Raw genomic sequence first — 16,485 nt, 5'->3', positions numbered from 1 at the left:
CGGGGATGCAGCCATTTGAGTGACTCGAACGGGGTCAGAGGACCTTGGACAGGAAGTCCTGGAGGCGCTCGTTCTTCGGGGCGCCGAACAGGTCGGCGGGGGTGCCCTCCTCGACCACGACGCCGCCGTCCATGAAGACCGTGCGGTCGGACACCTCGCGCGCGAAGCCCATCTCGTGGGTCACGAGCACCATGGTCATTCCGCCCTCGGCGAGGTCGCGGATGACCTGCAGCACCTCGCCGACCATCTCCGGGTCGAGGGCGCTGGTGGCCTCGTCGAACAGCATGATCTCCGGGTCCATCGCGAGTGCACGGGCGATGGCCACGCGCTGCTTCTGACCGCCGGAGAGCGACGCGGGCTTCGCGTCCGCCTTCTCCGACAGGCCGACGCGCTCGAGCAGCGAGCGGGCACGGTCGCGGGCCTCGGCCTTCGTCATGCGGCCGAGCTCGACCGGGGCGAGCGTGATGTTCTCCAGCACGGTCATGTGCGGGAACAGGTTGAAGTGCTGGAACACCATGCCGATGCGCTGACGCACCTCGTCCAGCTTCACGCTCTTGTCGGTGAGGTCGACCCCGTCGATGATCACGTGCCCCGACGTCGGCTCCTCGAGCTTGTTGAGGCAGCGCAGCAGCGTCGACTTGCCCGAGCCGGAGGGGCCGATCACGGCGATGACCTCACCGTCCTCGACCGTGAGATCGATGCCCTTGAGCACCTCGTTGTCGCCGAACGACTTGTGCAGGTCCCTGACCTCGATCTTGCTCATGCGTTGGCCTTCCTCTCCAGGCGGTTCGCGAGCAGCGTCAGCAGCGTGATCACGACGAAGTAGATGATGGCGACGATCGTCAGCACCTGCGCCGAGAGATACGTCGAGGCGATGATCTGTCGCGAGACGAACGTCAGCTCGGCGAGACCGATGACGCTGATGAGGGAGGTGTCCTTCAGCGTGATGATGCCCTGGTTCACGAACGACGGGATCATGATCCGGAACGCCTGCGGCAGCACGACCTTGCGCATCGTCTTCCAGTGACTGAGGCCGAGCGAGCGCGACGCCTCCGCCTGACCGGGGTCGACGGCCTGGATGCCGCCGCGGATGATCTCCGTCATGTACGCACCGGTGTTCAGCGACAGGGTGATCGCACCGGCCACGAACGGGTCGAACTTGAGGTCCGGAATGAGCTGCGGGATGGCGAAGAACACGAAGAACGCCTGGATCAGGATCGGGGTCCCGCGGAAGACGTAGACGTAGGCGGTCGCGATCCAGCGGAACGGCGCGAACTTCGACAGTCGTCCGAAGCCGAAGATGATCCCGAGGATGAAGGCTGCGATCACCGCGACGATCGTGGCGAGGATGGCGAGCCACAGACCCTGCATCAGGGCCGGCCAGTACTTCACCGCGACCGAGATGATGTCGGTGGGCTGCGCCTCCTGCGCGTCGTCACCCGTCGCGAGGTAGGTGTCCACGATCTCGTCGTACGCACCGGAGTCCTGCAGGTTGGCGAGGCCGGCGTTGAACATCTCCAGGAGCTCGGCGTTCTCGCCCTTGTTCACCGCGAAGCCGTACTCGCCACCGAGCGCCGGCTCGCCGACGAGACGGAAGCCGGACCCCTGCTGGATGCCGTAGGCGAGCACGGGGAAGTCCTCGAAGTAGCCGACGGCCTGACCCGCCTTGACCGCGTCGACCATGTCGGTCGTGTCCTGATAGGGCGTGATGCGGAAGCCGTACTCGTCGGCGTTCTCCTCGGCGAAGGTCTGCCCCTGGGTGCCGGTCTTCACCGCGACGGTCTTGCCGTCGAGGTCGTCGAGGGACTCGATGTCGCTGGACTCGAGCACGCCCAGCTGCACGCCGCTCGTGAAGTACGGGTCGCTGAAGTCGAAGGTCTGCTGGCGCTCCTCGGTGATCGACATCCCGGCCATGACGGCATCGACCTGGTTCGACTGCAGCGCCTGCACCGCGGCGTCGAAGCCGAGCTGGCGGATCTCCACGTCGAAGCCCTGGTCCTCCGCGATCGCGCGCAGGAGGTCCATGTCGATGCCGACCAGGTCGCCGGACTCGTTCGTGAACTCGAACGGCGCGAAGGTCGTGTCGGTGCCGATGACGTAGGTCTCGCCGTCGTCGGCCGCGGTGGCGGGCGCGGCTCCGGCGAGCAGCGCCCCGGCGGCGACGAGCGCGGCGAGAGCGGTCGCGCCGGCGGTGCGGCCGAACCGCCGCAGACGGCTCGGCGGAGAGGATGGATGGCGGCTCACGTCGAGTGCTCCTCGGGGGTTCGGAAGGGCGGCCCGGCGGCCGCCGACCATCCACCCTAACCCTGCACCTCCCGCGCACCGGAATCTCGGAGAGACGCCCGACACTGCCGGAAGCCGCGTGGATACCGGCGTGTCGGGGTCATCGCGGTCACGCCGGAGGGGTCGCGGGGACGGCCTCGTCCTTCCGATCCTGCCCACGGAGGAACAGCGAGGCGACCAGTGCGATGAGGATCACACCGGCGGGGAGCAGCAGCGTCTCGGACATGCCGGCCGCGAAGCCCTCCGCGACCTGCGGGGGCAGCGCGCCGCGGCCCGTGCCGGCCGGAGCGTCGGCCAGACCGGGGAGGTTCGCCTCCAGCCGCGACTGCATGAACGCGGCGATCGAGGCGGAGCCGATGACCGAGCCGATGGTGCGGGTGGTGTTGTAGATGCCCGCACCGGCACCGGCCTGCCGCGGCGGCAGCTTGCGCGTGGCCGTGGTCGCCAGCGGCCCCCACATGCCCGCGTTGCCGATGCCCATCAGGGCGGACGGCAGCAGGAACATCAGGATCGGGGTGTCCATCGTGGTCAGGGCGGAGTACCAGACCAGGGCACCCGCGACGCAGAGCAGGCCGGGCACGAGGATGATGCGTGGGTCGACACGGTCGAGGATCTTCCCGGCGACCGGGGCGAGCACGCCCGACAGCACGGCCATCGGGATGAGCAGCATCGCGGCCTCGGTGGGGGTGAGGCCACGCGCCGTCTGCAGGAAGAACATCATCGGCAGCGACATGCTCGTGACGGTGAAGCCGACCGCCGCGATCGCCACGTTCGCGCCGGAGAAGTTGCGGTCGCGGAAGAGGGCGAGCGGGACGAGGGGTTCGCTGCGGGTGCGGGCCTGCTGCACGATGAAGAGCGCGAGCACCACGACGCCGGCGATGATGAGGCCCCAGACCGAGATCGGGCCCGCGATGGTCCCCCAGTCGTACTTCTCGCCCTCCTGCAGTCCGAAGACGATGAGGAACAGCGCGACGGCGCTGAGCACGACGCCGACGAGGTCGAACCGGTGCGGGTGCGTCTTCAGCTTCGGCACGAGGATCCAGGCGAGCACGAAGGCGACCACGCCGACGGGCAGGTTCACGAAGAAGATCCACGCCCAGCCGAAGCCGTCGACGAGCAGACCGCCGGCGAGCGGGCCGACGAGCGTGGCCACGCCGGCCGTGGCACCCCAGAGGCCCATCGCCGCCCCGCGGCGGTTCGGCGGGAACGTGCGGGTGATCACGGCCATGGTCTGCGGGGTCATCAACGCGGCGCCGAGCCCCTGGACCGCGCGGGCCGCGATCAGGCCCTCGAGCGTCGTCGAAAGTCCGCACCAGAGCGAGGCGAGGGTGAAGACCGCGAGCCCGATGAGGTAGATGTTCTTCGGCCCGAAGCGGTCGCCGAGTCGTCCGGTGATCAGCAGCGGCACGGCATAGGCGAGCAGGTAGGCGCTGGTGACCCACACGACGTAGTCGAGGTTGTTCGTGTCGGGGTCGAGGGCGGCCTTGATCGCCGGGTTCGCGACGGAGACGATCGTGGTGTCGACGAGGATCATGAAGAACCCGATGACGAGCGCCCAGAGCGCGGGCCACGGACTCTTCGGCGCGTGACCGGCGGCGAAGGGCCCCGTCTCGGGCCCCGAGGTCTGACGGGAATCGGTCATTGCTGTGCAGCCTTTCGCTGGGCGCGGTAGCGGTCGGTGTCGTCGAAGGCGTCGGGGCCCCAGCGGAGCTCGTCGCCGTCGAGGCGGGTGAGGAGGGAGTCGAGCCAGCGGAGCTCGGCGTCGAGCAGCGCCTCCTGCCGTTCGATCTCGACCAGGACCTGCGGCGGGACGCCCTTGGCGCGGGCGGAGGCGAGGCCGTCGTGGTGCAGCGCGTACGAGGCGACGAGGGCCTCCCGTCGCTCCTGCAGCAGCGCGACGGCGTCGTCGCGGTCGAGGTTGTGCGACTCGGCGAGCGCGACGCGGGCGTCGGTCTCGCGGTCGATGCGGGGGAGGGCGCGACGCACCCAGGCGACCACCGCCTCCCGGCCGGCGTCGGTGAGGGTGTAGGTCGTCCGCTCCGGTCGGTTGCCCTCGCGATCCGTGCCGACCTCGTCGAGCAGACCGGCACGCTGGAGCCGGGCGACCGTGTGGTAGAGCGTGCCGTTGGTGACGGTGATGAGGCGGTCGTCGTGACGCGCGCGGAGCAGGCGCACCATCTCGTACGGGTGCATGTCGCTCTCGCGAAGCAGCGCGAGCACCATCACCCCGAGCGGCGTGAGTCCCGCCACCACATCCCCGCTCTTCCCCACGCCTCTCCCCTGTCCGCTGCTCTGTCGCCCCGTCGGATAGTCCACATGGACTATACACCCGCCTCTCCCCCGACGAGACCCCGGTTTTCCGGCGAGACCCCGGGGTCCCGACGCGCTCACCCCGGGGTCTCGACGCGAACGCGGGGTCTCGGCGCGGAAGAGGACGCATCACCGGGATAATGGGCGGGTGAGCACACCGTCCGCAGGAAACGCGCAGGCCATCCCCGGGTGGCGACACCTCTACTCCGGAAAGGTCCGCGACCTCTACGCCTCGGAGGACCCGGCCGACACCCGCATCCTCGTCGTCGCGTCCGACCGGGTGAGCGCCTTCGACGTCGTGCTCTCCCCCGGCATCACCGACAAGGGCGCTCTGCTGACGCGCCTCAGCCGCTGGTGGTTCGCCCAGCTCGACGTGCCGAACCACCTCACGGACGGCGACCTGCCGGAGGAGGTGGCCGATCGCGCCATGCTCGCCCAGTCGCTCGAGATGCTGCCGATCGAGTGCGTCGTGCGCGGGTACATCACCGGCTCCGGCTGGGCCGAGTACCAGGAGCACGGCACCGTGTGCGGCATCGCCCTGCCGGCAGGCCTGCAGAACGGCGACCGCCTGCCCGAGCCGCTGTTCACCCCGGCCTACAAGGCGCCGATGGGCGAACACGACGAGAACATCACGTTCGACCGCGTCGTCGAGCTCGTCGGGGCGGACCGGGCGGCCGAGCTCCGCGACGCCTCGCTCGCGATCTACCGTCGTGCCGCGGCCATCGCCGAGGAGAAGGGGCTCATCCTCGCCGACACGAAGTTCGAGTTCGGGACCGACGCCGACGGCATCCTCCGCCTCGCCGACGAGGTCCTCACGAGCGACTCCTCCCGGTATTGGGACGCCGAGGCCTGGCGCACGGGGTCGACCCCGGCGGAGCGGATGGCGAGCTTCGACAAGCAGATCGTGCGCGACTGGCTCGCGGCGAACTGGGACAAGCAGGGCGAGCCCCCCGTGCTGCCCGAGGAGGTCGTGGCCCGGACGGCCGCCCGGTACCGGGAGCTCATCGACCGCCTCGGCGCCTGACGTCGCGCTCCCCGCGGCCGCGGGACGCACAGGGAAAACTCAGGAATCGGTAGTGTTGCTCCAGCACTCCGCCCCCGATCCCGAACCCTGAGGAGCCCGCATGGCTTTGTGGAAGCTGCACGGAAACGGCCGCACCGTCGAGCCCGGCGCCGTCGTCACCCCCGAGGAACGTCTGTCCTGGCCCGCGACCATCGCCATCGGCGCCCAGCACGTCGTCGCCATGTTCGGCGCCACGTTCCTCGTGCCGACGCTCACCGGCTTCCCGGTGTCGACCACGCTGCTCTTCAGCGGCATCGGCACGCTGCTCTTCCTCCTCATCACGAAGAACCAGCTGCCGAGCTACCTCGGCTCCTCGTTCGCCTTCATCGCCCCCATCACCGCGGCCGTCGCGGCGGGCGGCACCGGCTCCGCCCTCGCGGGCGTGGTCGCGGTGGGCGTGCTCCTCGCGGTCGTCGGTCTCGTCGTGCAGTTCGTCGGCCTCCGCTGGGTCGACGCCCTGATGCCCCCGGTCGTCGCCGGTGCCATCGTCGCGCTGATCGGCTTCAACCTCGCCCCCACCGCCTGGAGCAACTTCGCGCTCGACCCCGTGACCGCCACGATCACCCTCGTCGCGATCATCCTCTTCGCCGTGCTCTTCCGGGGCTTCCTCGGCCGGATCTCGATCTTCCTCGGCGTCGCCGTCGGCTTCATCTGGGCCGCCTTCAACGGCTCGTTCGAGGTGCCCAACCCGCTCCGTGGCGACAAGACCCCCGCCGAGCTCATCGCGGACGCCCCGTGGATCGGCCTCCCGCACTTCCAGTTCCCGGACTTCGTCGAGCCAGGCACCTGGTCGACCATCGCGATGTTCCTGCCGGTCGTGCTCGTGCTCATCGCGGAGAACGTCGGTCACGTGCGCGGCGTCGCGACCATGACCGAGGACCCCGCGATCAACCGCCACACCGGTCGCGCCCTCATCGCCGACGGTGTCGCCACGACCATCGCCGGTGGATTCGGCGGCTCGGGCACCACGACCTACGGCGAGAACATCGGTGTCATGGCCGCGACCCGCGTGTACTCCACCGCCGTGTACTGGGTGGCGGGTCTGTTCGCGGTCCTCCTCGCGTTCTCCCCCAAGGTCGGCGAGGTGTTCAACTCGATCCCCGCGGGCGTGCTCGGCGGTGCGACGACGGCGCTCTACGGCCTCATCGGCATCATCGGCATCAAGATCTGGGTCGACAGCCGGGTCGACTTCTCGCGTCCGGTCAACCAGTACACCGCAGCGGTCTCGCTCGTGATCGGCATCGCCGGGTTCACGATGCAGCTCGGCGACTTCGCCTTCGGCGGGATCGTGCTCGGGACGGTCGCGGCGCTGCTGATCTATCACCTGGGCAACCTCATCGCCCGCGCGCGCAAGACGGGTGCCGACGACCCGAAGCCTCTCGAGCCCGTCGGCCCCCTCGGCGGCGACCCCGCGTAACGCTCACATGCGGGACGGTTTTTGCCCCTCCCGCACCCCGCGGAGGCCCGTTTTCGCACTCGCGCGGGTTTGCGGGGTGGAGCCGTAACGGAAAACGCCCCTTCTTCTCACGACGAGGGGGCGTTTTCGCGCTCGCACGGGCCTTGGTCGCCGCGTCGCGTGCGGGATCGAAATGGGGCCTTCCGGGTCTCCGGAAGGTGCACTTTCGCACTCTCCAGACAGGAACGTCCCGGCCCACGCGGTGTCCGCGGGTCCGGCCCCTACGGTGCAGGGTCGAAAAGGGGCGCCCCCGGCGGGCGGGAGGGGCCTATTCGCACTCGCACGCGGGGGACGTCCCCCGCGTCGGAGCGCGCGGGATCGAAAACGGGCGTGCCCGGCGGGCGGGAGGACCGTATTCGCACTCTCACGCGGGGGGCGCTGGCGGGATCAAAGCGTGCGGGATCGGAAAGGGGCGTCTGAGGGGTGCGGGAGGGGTGTTTTTGCACTCCGCACGCGGAGGGTGACCGGGGCGGGGTCAGGCGATCGTGGCGAGGAGGGCGTCGGCGGCGAGGGTCGCGCCGGTGTCGGCGCGCGGGGTGAGCGTGCCGGCGCGGTGCGCGGTGACCGTGGTCTCCATCTTCATCGCGTCGAGCACGGCCACCGGGTCTCCCTCGGCCACCTCGGCCCCGTCGTCGACGAGCCAGCGGACGAGCGTGCCCGGCGCGGGGACCCGCAGCTCGGAGGGATCCGCCGAGGACACGGGGGCCGCGACCTCTCCCGCCGGACGACCGATGCCCGCCAGCAGCTCCGCGGGCAGACCGAGCATCACGCGGCGGCCGTCGATCTCCACCGGGAACCGCTGCAGTCCGGACACCGGAGCGACCGCGGGCCGAGGCTGCGCCTCCAGGGCCGGGAGCAGCACGGTCTCGATCCACTGGGTGTGCACGGCGAAGGTCGCGGTCGCGAACGCGGGGTCGTCGATGGCGCGGAGGTCGAACGGGATCACGGTCGCCGGACCCTCGACCGCGAGCTCCCGCAGCGCCCGACGCGCACGGACGAGAGCCGCGTCCCGGGTGTCCGCGTGCACGATGAGCTTCGCGATCATCGAGTCGAACGCGGGCTGCACGGTGTCTCCGGCCTCGATGCCGCTGTCCCACCGCACGCCGGGTCCACCGGGGATGCGCAGACCGTCCACCCGTCCGGGGCTGGGCAGGAACCCGCGGCCGGGGTCTTCGGCGTTGATGCGGAACTCGAACGCGTGCCCGGTCGGCGCCGGGGTCTCGGTGAACGACGGCCCCTCGCCGAACGCGATACGGAACTGCTCGCGGACGAGGTCGGTCCCGGTCACCTCCTCGGTCACGGGGTGCTCCACCTGCAACCGGGTGTTCACCTCGAGGAAGGAGATCGTGCCGTCCGCGGCGAGGAGGAATTCGACCGTGCCGGCGCCGCGGTACTGCACCTCGGCGCAGATCGCGCGCGCCGCGTCGTGGAACGCCGTCCGCTGCGCCTCCGTGAGACCGGGCGCAGGAGCCTCCTCGATGAGCTTCTGGTTGCGGCGCTGCATCGAGCAGTCGCGGTCGCCCACGACGACCACGCCGCCGCGCCCGTCGCCGAGCACCTGCACCTCGATGTGCCGCGGGCTCTCCAGGAAGCGCTCCACGAAGCACTCCCCGCGGCCGAACGCGGCGGTCGCCTCGCGGGTGGCCGCGTCGAACGCGTCGGCGACCTCCGACAGCTCGCGGACGACCTTGAGCCCGCGACCTCCGCCGCCGAACGCGGCCTTGATCGCGATGGGCAGACCGTGCTCCTCGGCGAACGCCACCGCCTCCTGCGGTCCGGACAGCGGCTGATCCGTGCCCGCGGCGAGCGGAGCCCCGACGCGCTGCGCGATCCGGCGCGCGGTCATCTTGTCGCCGAGCGCGTCGATGCTCTCCGGGGAGGGCCCGATCCAGACGAGTCCGGCGTCCTCGACGGCCCGCGCGAAGGCGGCGCTCTCGGACAGGAAGCCGTAGCCGGGGTGCACGGCGTCGGCGCCGCTGCGGCGAGCCGCGTCGATCAGCGCCTCGATGGACAGGTATGTCGTCGCCGCGGTGTCGCCGCCCAGGCCGATCGCCTCGTCCGCGAGCCGCACGTGCAGGGCATCCGCGTCCTGATCGGCGTAGACGGCGACCGACGTGTAGCCGGCCTCGGCGCACGCACGGATCACGCGGACCGCGATCTCGCCGCGGTTGGCGATCAGCACAGTGGTCATGAGGTCTCCTTGACGGTGAAACGCACCCGCACGCCCGGCGGAAGCTGGGCGGCGAGATCGAGGCTGCGATCGGTGAGAGCACCGATGATGGGGTAGCCGCCGGTGAGCGGATGATCGGGGAGGAAGAGCACGGGCTGGCCGTCCGGCGGCACCTGGATAGCCCCGGTCACGGCGCCTTCGCTCGGCAGCTCACCACCGACCTCGCGTTCCAGGGGCACGTCGCCGTGCAGGCGGATGCCCACACGGTCGGAGCGCGGCGTGACCGTCCACTCCTGCGCGGTGAGCGCGTCGATGCCGGCGGCCGTGAACCAGTCGTCGCGCGGGCCGAGCGTGATCTCCAGCGCGACCAGCTCCCCGGCTGCGGGAAGGGGGCGCGGCACCGGGTCCGGCTCGACGGCGGCCACCGCGGCAGCCCCGATCGGAAGGAGATCGCCCGCGGTCAGCGGCGCCGGGCCCAGTCCGGCGAGCGTGTCGGTCGCGCGGCTGTCGAGCGCCGCGGCCGGAGCGAGACCGCCGCGGACGGCGATCACGGACCGGAGTCCGCGCTCCGGGTGCCCCAGCGTGAGCTCGTCGCCGTCGACGGTCGCGAACGGCACGCCGGGGAGAAGCGTGCGCTTCGTGCCGTCGGCGTCGGTGAGCGTGAGCGTGCCCGTGGCCCCGGTGACGGCGGCCACACCCGCGCCGTGGAAGCGCAGCACGGCCCCGCCGACGCTCTCCAGCACGGCTGCGGCAGGCACGTTCCCCACCGCCCGGTTCGCCGCATGCATCGCGACGCGATCGGCGACGCCGGAGGCCGAGACGCCCAGCGCCGCGAAGCCGGGGCGACCTGCGTCCTGCACGAGGAGCTGCAGCGACGGTCGCACGACCTCGACCGCCGGACCGTCCTCACGGCGGTCGATGCGCGTCGCGGCGGCCGATGCCGGCGACGCCGCGACCGACTCCCGCTCCGCACGCACGAAGCGCACGCGGCGACCCGGCGCGAGCAGCGCCGGCGGGTCCCGGTCGATGTCCCACATCTCCAGGGCGGTCCGGCCGATGAGCTGCCAGCCGCCGGGGCTCTCCCGCGGATACACGCCGCTGAACGCCCCGGCGAGCGCGACGGAGCCGGCGGGCACCCGGGTGCGGGGCGACGACCGCCGCGGCACGTCGAAGAGGGGGTCGCCGCTCACGGCATAGCCGAAGCCGGGAGCGAAGCCGGAGAAGGCCACCCGCCAGTCGGCGGCGAGGTGACGGGCCACCAGCTCCTCCGCCGAGACGTCGAGGAGCGCGGCCGCCTCGTCCAGATCCTCCCCGTCGTAGCGGACCGGGATGGTGACCTCGCCCGCATCGGGCAGCGCTGCGGCGTCGACCTCGGTCGCGGCGAGCACCTCGGCCAGCGCGGCGGCCGAGGTGCGGTGCGGATCGAAGCGCACGAGCACCGTGCGGGCGCCGGGGATGCGCTCGAGCACGCCGGGCACGTCGCTCCATGCGAGGTTCAGCCGCATGGCCTGCTCGAGGTCGTCCGCCTCGACGAGCAGCGCGCTGTCGGAGGCCGTGAGGATGCGCATCAGACCCGGTACTCCGCATCCGGCACATCGGTGACGAACATGTAGCCCGGGGCGTGGGTGACCGCGAACGGCGGCTTCGACGCCATGATCGCCGCCTGCGGGGTCACGCCGCACGCCCAGAACACGGGGATCTCGCCGGGGCGGATCTCGGGGGCGTCCCCGAAGTCCGGCGCCATCACATCGGCGATACCGAGCGACGCCGGGTCGCCGATGTGCACGGGCGCACCGTGCACCGCCGGGGTGCGCCCGGAGATCTGCACGGCATCGGCCACGCGGTCCGCGGGGATCGGTCGCATCGAGACCACCATCTCGCCGCGCAGCCGTCCGGCCGGGGTGCAGTCCACCGCCGTGCGGTACATCGGCACGTTGCGCCCGAGCTCCTGATGACGGATCGGGATCCCGGCCTCGACGAGACCCGTCTCGAACGTGAAGCTGCAGCCGATGAGGAAGGCGACGAGGTCGGGATGCTCGTCCCACGCCGCCGTCGCGTCGGACACCTCCTCCACGAGCGCGCCGTCCCGCCAGATGCGGTACCGCCCGATATCGGTGCGGATGTCGCTGCCCGGCGCGAGCCGCGACTCCACCTCCCCCTGCTCGATCACCTCGAGGACGGGGCAGGGCTTCGGGTTGCGCTGCGCGTAGAGGAGGGTCTCGAAGGCCCAGTCCGCGGGCACCGCGATGAGGTTCGCCTGGGTCAGCCCCGGGGCGACGCCGCTGGTCGGCGCGGAGTGGCCGGCCCGGTGCGCCACACGGGCGGCCCGGGCGTCGGCGAGCTGTGCGGGAGTCGCGAGCACGGCCATGTCAGACTCCGGCGAACGGGGCGATGGTGATGCCCTCCGCCTGCAGCAGGCGCTTCGTCTCCGCGGCCATCGCGACCGAGCCGGGGCTGTCGCCGTGCACGCAGATCGACTGCGCGGACACGGCCACGTCGGTGCCGTCGATCGCCCGGATCACGCCGTCCGCGGCCAGGCGCACCATCCGCTCGGCCACCGCGGTGGGGTCGTGCAGCACGGCCCCCTCCTCGGTGCGCGAGACGAGCTGACCGTCCGGCTGGTACGCGCGATCCGCGAAGGCCTCCGCGGCGACCGCGAGTCCGGCCCGCTCGGCGACGTCGAGCACCACTCCGCCGGCGAGACCGAGCAGCACAAGCGAGGGGTCGACCGCCTTGATGGCCGCCACGACGTCCTTCGACTGCCGCTCGTCGCGGGCGATGGTGTTGTAGAGCGCCCCGTGCGGCTTGACGTAGGAGACCCGCCCGCCGACCGCCGCGGTGAGCCCGAGGAGAGCACCGAGCTGGTACTCCACGTGCGCCTGCAGCGTGGCCGAGTCGATGTCGACCTTCGTGCGCCCGAAGTTCTCGTAGTCGCGGTACCCGGGGTGGGCGCCGATCACGACGCCGCCGGCGACGGCCGCGGCCAGGGTCTCGCGGATCCCCTCCGGGCTGCCCGCGTGGAACCCGCACGACACGTTCGCACTCGTGACGATCTCGAGCATGCTCGCGTCGTCGCTGACGATCCGGTCGGGGACGTTCTCGCCGAGGTCCGAGTTCAGGTCGATGGTCGCCATGTCACGCTCCGATTCCGAGGAAGGCGAAGATGGGGCCGATCGAGACGGCGCCCATGTACCAGGTGAGCGCGGTCACGACGGTGCCCGCGATGAGCAGCCACATCGGGTACTTCCGGTCGCCGAGCAGGTCGCGGCGGAACCAGCCGATGTACATGAACACCGTGAGGCCGATGGGGAGGATCAGGCCGTTGAAGCCGCCGACGAAGACGAGGATCGCGGCCGGGGCCGTGCCGATCGCCAGGTAGACCGCCAGCGACACGACGATGAACGCGACGGTGGCGAGCTGCAGCGGCCAGCCGCCGCGGAGCTTGGCGGTGAACGTCGAGAGGAACGTCGCCGAGGTGTACGCGGCACCGATGACCGAGCTGATCGCGGCGGCCCAGAAGATCGCGCCGAAGACCCGGAGCCCCGCGTCGCCGAGCACCGCACCGAACGCCTGCCCGGCCGGGTTCGCGGCCTGCGAGGAGAGGTCGAGCGCCACGCCGGAGGCCACCACACCGAGGATCGCGAGGAACAGCACGTAGCGCATGATGCCGGTCACGAGGATGCCGTTGGCGGCGGCGCGCATGACGGGCTTCGCGTACTGCGGGCCCACGTGGCCGGAGTCGAGGTAGCGGTGAGCGCCGGAGTAGGTGATGTAGCCGCCGACCGTGCCGCCGACGATCGTGGTGATGGTGGCGAAGTTGAGCTGGTCGGGCACGAAGGTCTGGCGCAGGGCGTCGCCGACCGGCGGCTGGGCGATGAACGCGACCACGAGGGTCATCACGATCATCCCGATGCCGAGGACGATCAGCACGATGTCCATCACCTTGCCGGCCTTCTTCACGAGGAAGATGATGATCGCGAGGGCCGCCGTGAGCGCGCCGCCGAGCTTCGGGTCGAGCCCCAGGAGGGCGTTCAGACCCAGGCCGCCACCGGCGATGTTGCCGATGTTGAACGCGAGTCCGCCGATGACGACGAGGACGGCGATGACGTGGCCGGAGAACGGGATGGCGCTGTTGGCGAGCTCGCCGGCACGCTTGCCGGACGAGGTGATCATGCGCCAGATGTTCAGCTGCACCGCGATGTCGACGAGGATCGACACGAGGATGGCGAACGCGAAGGCGGCTCCCATCTGGGCGGTGAACGTTGCGGTCTGGGTGATGAAGCCGGGGCCGATGGCGCTCGTGGCCATGAGGAAGATGGCGCCGATGACGGCACTGCGGCCGGCGCGCTTCTTCGCGTGGGCGGCGCGGGCTTCGTCCTCGGGGGTGAGGGCGGGGGCGGACTGCTCGGACATAGGGGGGTCCCATCGTCGTTGGTGGGTGTCGGGTGACCCCCAGTGTAGAACGGACAGAACCCGATTGTTCAACAATCATGTTTCCGTCGTGCTACAGCGCGATTGCTTTTCGGTAATGATCGGCGTGATGCCGCCCTACGATGAAGGCATGAACCAGCAGGGCCCGCTCGCCGACGTGCTCCGTCAGCGCATCATCGACGGCGACGTCGCCCCGGGCTCCCGGCTGTCCGAATCGGCTCTCGCCGAGCGCTTCGACGTGTCGCGCAACACCCTGCGCGAGGCGTTCCGGGTGCTCGCGGAACAGGGCCTCGTCGAGCACATCCCGCACCGCGGCGTCTCGGTCGCCTCTCCCTCGATTGCCGACGTCATCGACATCTACCGCGCCCGCCGGGTCATCGAGTGCACGGCTCTGCGGCAGTCCGAGCCCGAGCATCCCGCCGTCCAGCGCATGACCGACGCGGTCGCCGCGGCCGAGGCCGCCGTGGCCGGGGTCTCGGCAGACGACACGTCCGCCTGGCGCGCGGTCGGCAGCGCGAACATGGCGTTCCACGTCGCGCTCGTCGACCTCGCCGACAGCCCTCGTCTCGCCCGCACCTACCGGAACGTCGCGGCGGAGCTGCGGCTCGCTTTCCTCAAGATCGACGACCCCCGCGCCCTGCACGAGCCGTTCGTCCGGAAGAACCGCGCCGTCCTCGACACGTTCCTCACCCGCGGCGCGGAGGCCGGCGCAGCCGAGTTGGAGCGGTACCTCGTGCAGTCGGAACGGGTCGTGCTCGGCGCGTTCGCGCGGATGCAGCTCGACTGAGCGCGGCGACTCAGGACGCGTCGGTCCGCAGCGCCGCCGTGGCGCGGGGGCGGGGTTCGCCCCGGGGCGAGGCCGGCAGCCCAGGCAACGCGGCGGTCGGCTCCGGGAGACCGTACCGGCGGTGCAGCCAGCGCCGCGCGTCCTCGAGCGGATACGTGTCGCCGAAGACGCAGTACTTCACGAACACCCCCTCCAGAGTGCTGCGGAGCATGACCTCCTCCAGGGCCGGGTCCTCGGCGCCTCGGGCGCGGAAGACGGCGCGCACGGCATCCTCCGCGGCCGCCGCACCCTCGGCGTAGCGCTGCTCCGACTCCGCGAACAGCCGATGGGTGAGCGGCTGCTGCTGCATGGCGAGCACCGCGCGCTGCAGAGGCATCGCGAAGGCGGTCGCCCCGATCGCCCCGTCGATGATCGCGGCCAGCATCTCGTCGGGCGTGCCCTCGACCTGCGCGAAGGCCAGGACCGTCTCGAACCAGCGGTCGATCACAGCGCCGACGAGCTGGTCCTTGCCGCCGAAGTGGTAGTTCACCAACCCCTGGGCGACTCCGGCGCGACGCGTGATCTCGGCGATGCCCGCCCCGGCGACGCCGCGTTCGCTGAACACCTCGATCGCCGCCTGGAGGATGTTCTCCCTGGCGCGCTCTCGCGCCAGACGATTCTGCGCATCCGATCGCGCCATGCGGTGTCCACCTCCCGGGTCGTCCGGCGGAATTCCCTCACGGGCCGTCTCGGGATAGATTAATCACTGAATGCTCGTTCAACCTATGGAGGGTGCGAGCACTCGCGGCGCGGGGGTTCGCCGCAGCGGGCCACGGACGCGTCTCACGCCTATGGAGGGGGTGGCGGAGACGCGTCCGTGGTCATCCTCGACCTCCGGCCTACGACGAGGGACCGACGACCAGGCCCGGTCGTCGACCGCCGGTGCCGACGTCCGGCCGAGCCGTGGCGGCACCTTCGACGGCGACCGATCCAGCCGATTCCTGACCTGAGTGCAGAAAGCGGGCGACGGGCCGTGTCGCGCCTTGACCCCGTCGAAATCGCGCGGTTAGCGTGAGCGGGCTTCGGCCCCTCGGTGGCAGCGATGCTCACCGTTCCGGCCGGAGTCCGCTCGCTCACCGGGCGCGCGGCACCGCTCAGATCGAAGAGGATCTTCCATGCGATTCACCAGAAAACTCGCGCTCGCCGCCACCGCGGCGGCCGCGCTCAGCCTCAGCGCGGTCATCCCCGCCACGGCCGCGTCCCCCGACGACTCCGCGCCCTCGTACCAGGAGTTCGCGGCGTCGACCTATCGGGACGTCGACGGCGCCTACGTCGTCAACGGCGATGAGGTGATCTCGAACAAGAAGGAGCTGCGCGCGTTCTACGACCGGCTCGTCGGCCCCGAGACCCTCAACGATGGCCTCATCGTCAACACGGTCAACAACATCGATGACAAGTGGTCGGCCGCACAGGTGGCCAACCTCACCTACTGCGTGAGCACGAAGTTCGGCAGCCGGCACGCCGACGTCGTCCGGGCGATGGAGGGCGGCGCGGCGCTCTGGGAGTCCGCGTCTTCGAAGGTCGACTTCCGCTACGTGAGCAGCGCCGACGCCAACTGCACCACGCGGAACAACGCCGTCGTCTTCTCCGTCGAGCCGGTGGCCACGACGCAGTACATCGCCCGCGCCTTCTTCCCCAGCACGCCGGCCCGCCAGCAGAACGTCCTCATCGACGACTCGATCTGGAGCGCCGGAGCGTGGACCCCGACGAACGTGCTCGGCCACGAGCTCGGCCACGTCCTCGGCTTCCGCCACGAGCACACCCGCCCGGAGGCGGGCACCTGCTTCGAGGACAACAACTGGCGTCCGCTCACGCCGTACGACTCGTCGTCGATCATGCACTACCCGCAGTGCAACGGCAGCTCGGCCGATCTGTCGATGACCAGCGTCGACCGCAGCGGCGTCGTCTCGCTCTACGGGAACTGACGCTCTCGTCAGACGCGCTCC

General features: G+C 71.0%; 14 protein-coding genes. 4 read left to right on the top strand and 10 right to left on the bottom strand.

Features of this window, described 5'->3' with window-relative positions:
- Positions 1-34: 34 nt before the first annotated feature.
- The 4 genes from BLU02_RS11920 to BLU02_RS11905 form a co-directional block, all read right to left on the bottom strand.
- Entirely contained in the window at positions 35-763 is a 729-nt protein-coding gene (locus tag BLU02_RS11920; RefSeq protein WP_060922441.1) for an amino acid ABC transporter ATP-binding protein, read from the bottom strand.
- Positions 760-2,244, bottom strand: a complete 1,485-nt coding sequence (locus tag BLU02_RS11915; RefSeq protein ID WP_082750073.1) for an amino acid ABC transporter substrate-binding protein/permease — start codon at positions 2,242-2,244, stop codon at positions 760-762. The genes BLU02_RS11920 and BLU02_RS11915 overlap by 4 nt, the downstream gene beginning before the upstream one ends.
- Positions 2,245-2,392: 148 nt before the next feature.
- A complete protein-coding gene (locus BLU02_RS11910) occupies positions 2,393-3,925 on the bottom strand; it encodes a DHA2 family efflux MFS transporter permease subunit (RefSeq protein WP_060922442.1) in 1,533 nt (510 codons plus the stop codon).
- Complete coding sequence (locus BLU02_RS11905) at positions 3,922-4,554, bottom strand: PadR family transcriptional regulator (protein WP_306304911.1); 633 nt, start codon at positions 4,552-4,554, stop codon at positions 3,922-3,924. Before BLU02_RS11905 ends, BLU02_RS11910 begins: the two co-directional genes overlap by 4 nt.
- Before the next feature lie 187 nt (positions 4,555-4,741).
- Between BLU02_RS11905 and BLU02_RS11900 the strand changes: the two genes are divergently transcribed.
- Together BLU02_RS11900 and BLU02_RS11895 are read left to right on the top strand one after the other, a co-directional pair.
- Positions 4,742-5,617, top strand: a complete 876-nt coding sequence (locus BLU02_RS11900; RefSeq protein ID WP_060922443.1) for a phosphoribosylaminoimidazolesuccinocarboxamide synthase — start codon at positions 4,742-4,744, stop codon at positions 5,615-5,617.
- Between the two features lie 100 nt (positions 5,618-5,717).
- On the top strand, positions 5,718-7,073 hold the full coding sequence (locus BLU02_RS11895; protein ID WP_060922444.1) for a uracil-xanthine permease family protein: 1,356 nt from the start codon (positions 5,718-5,720) through the stop codon (positions 7,071-7,073).
- Positions 7,074-7,587: 514 nt separating this feature from the next.
- Here the strand turns inward: BLU02_RS11895 and BLU02_RS11890 are convergent.
- Genes BLU02_RS11890 through BLU02_RS11870 form a run of 5 tightly spaced genes read right to left on the bottom strand, consistent with a single transcriptional unit; the run spans position 7,588 to position 13,695 of the window.
- The gene (locus BLU02_RS11890; protein WP_060922445.1) at positions 7,588-9,303 is read right to left on the bottom strand and encodes an acetyl/propionyl/methylcrotonyl-CoA carboxylase subunit alpha; all 1,716 of its coding nucleotides are present in this window, start codon (positions 9,301-9,303) and stop codon (positions 7,588-7,590) included.
- Positions 9,300-10,850, bottom strand: coding sequence for a 5-oxoprolinase subunit B/C family protein (locus BLU02_RS11885; protein WP_083370990.1), 1,551 nt, complete (start codon positions 10,848-10,850; stop codon positions 9,300-9,302). The genes BLU02_RS11890 and BLU02_RS11885 overlap by 4 nt, the downstream gene beginning before the upstream one ends.
- Positions 10,850-11,650, bottom strand: coding sequence for a putative hydro-lyase (locus BLU02_RS11880; RefSeq protein WP_060922870.1), 801 nt, complete (start codon positions 11,648-11,650; stop codon positions 10,850-10,852). The genes BLU02_RS11885 and BLU02_RS11880 overlap by 1 nt, the downstream gene beginning before the upstream one ends.
- A gap of 1 nt (position 11,651) precedes the next feature.
- Entirely contained in the window at positions 11,652-12,416 is a 765-nt protein-coding gene (locus BLU02_RS11875) for a LamB/YcsF family protein (RefSeq protein WP_060922869.1), read from the bottom strand.
- 1 nt (position 12,417) lies between these two features.
- Entirely contained in the window at positions 12,418-13,695 is a 1,278-nt protein-coding gene (locus tag BLU02_RS11870; RefSeq protein ID WP_060922868.1) for an NRAMP family divalent metal transporter, read from the bottom strand.
- A gap of 148 nt (positions 13,696-13,843) precedes the next feature.
- On the opposite strand from BLU02_RS11870, the gene BLU02_RS11865 reads away from it, so the two are divergent.
- Positions 13,844-14,500 carry a GntR family transcriptional regulator gene (locus BLU02_RS11865; RefSeq protein ID WP_082750116.1) on the top strand — a complete coding sequence of 219 codons (657 nt, stop codon included), beginning with the start codon at positions 13,844-13,846 and terminating at the stop codon, positions 14,498-14,500.
- Between the two features lie 10 nt (positions 14,501-14,510).
- On the opposite strand, the gene BLU02_RS11860 is transcribed toward BLU02_RS11865, so the two are convergent.
- On the bottom strand, positions 14,511-15,179 hold the full coding sequence (locus tag BLU02_RS11860; protein WP_060922867.1) for a TetR/AcrR family transcriptional regulator: 669 nt from the start codon (positions 15,177-15,179) through the stop codon (positions 14,511-14,513).
- A 475-nt stretch (positions 15,180-15,654) separates the two neighbouring features.
- On the opposite strand from BLU02_RS11860, the gene BLU02_RS11855 reads away from it, so the two are divergent.
- Positions 15,655-16,464, top strand: coding sequence for a M57 family metalloprotease (locus tag BLU02_RS11855; protein ID WP_060922866.1), 810 nt, complete (start codon positions 15,655-15,657; stop codon positions 16,462-16,464).
- Positions 16,465-16,485: the final 21 nt, after the last annotated feature.

The sequence above is a fragment of the Microbacterium paraoxydans genome (assembly GCF_900105335.1).
Lineage (GTDB): Bacteria > Actinomycetota > Actinomycetes > Actinomycetales > Microbacteriaceae > Microbacterium > Microbacterium paraoxydans.
This window is presented reverse-complemented; position numbering and strand designations above follow the sequence as displayed.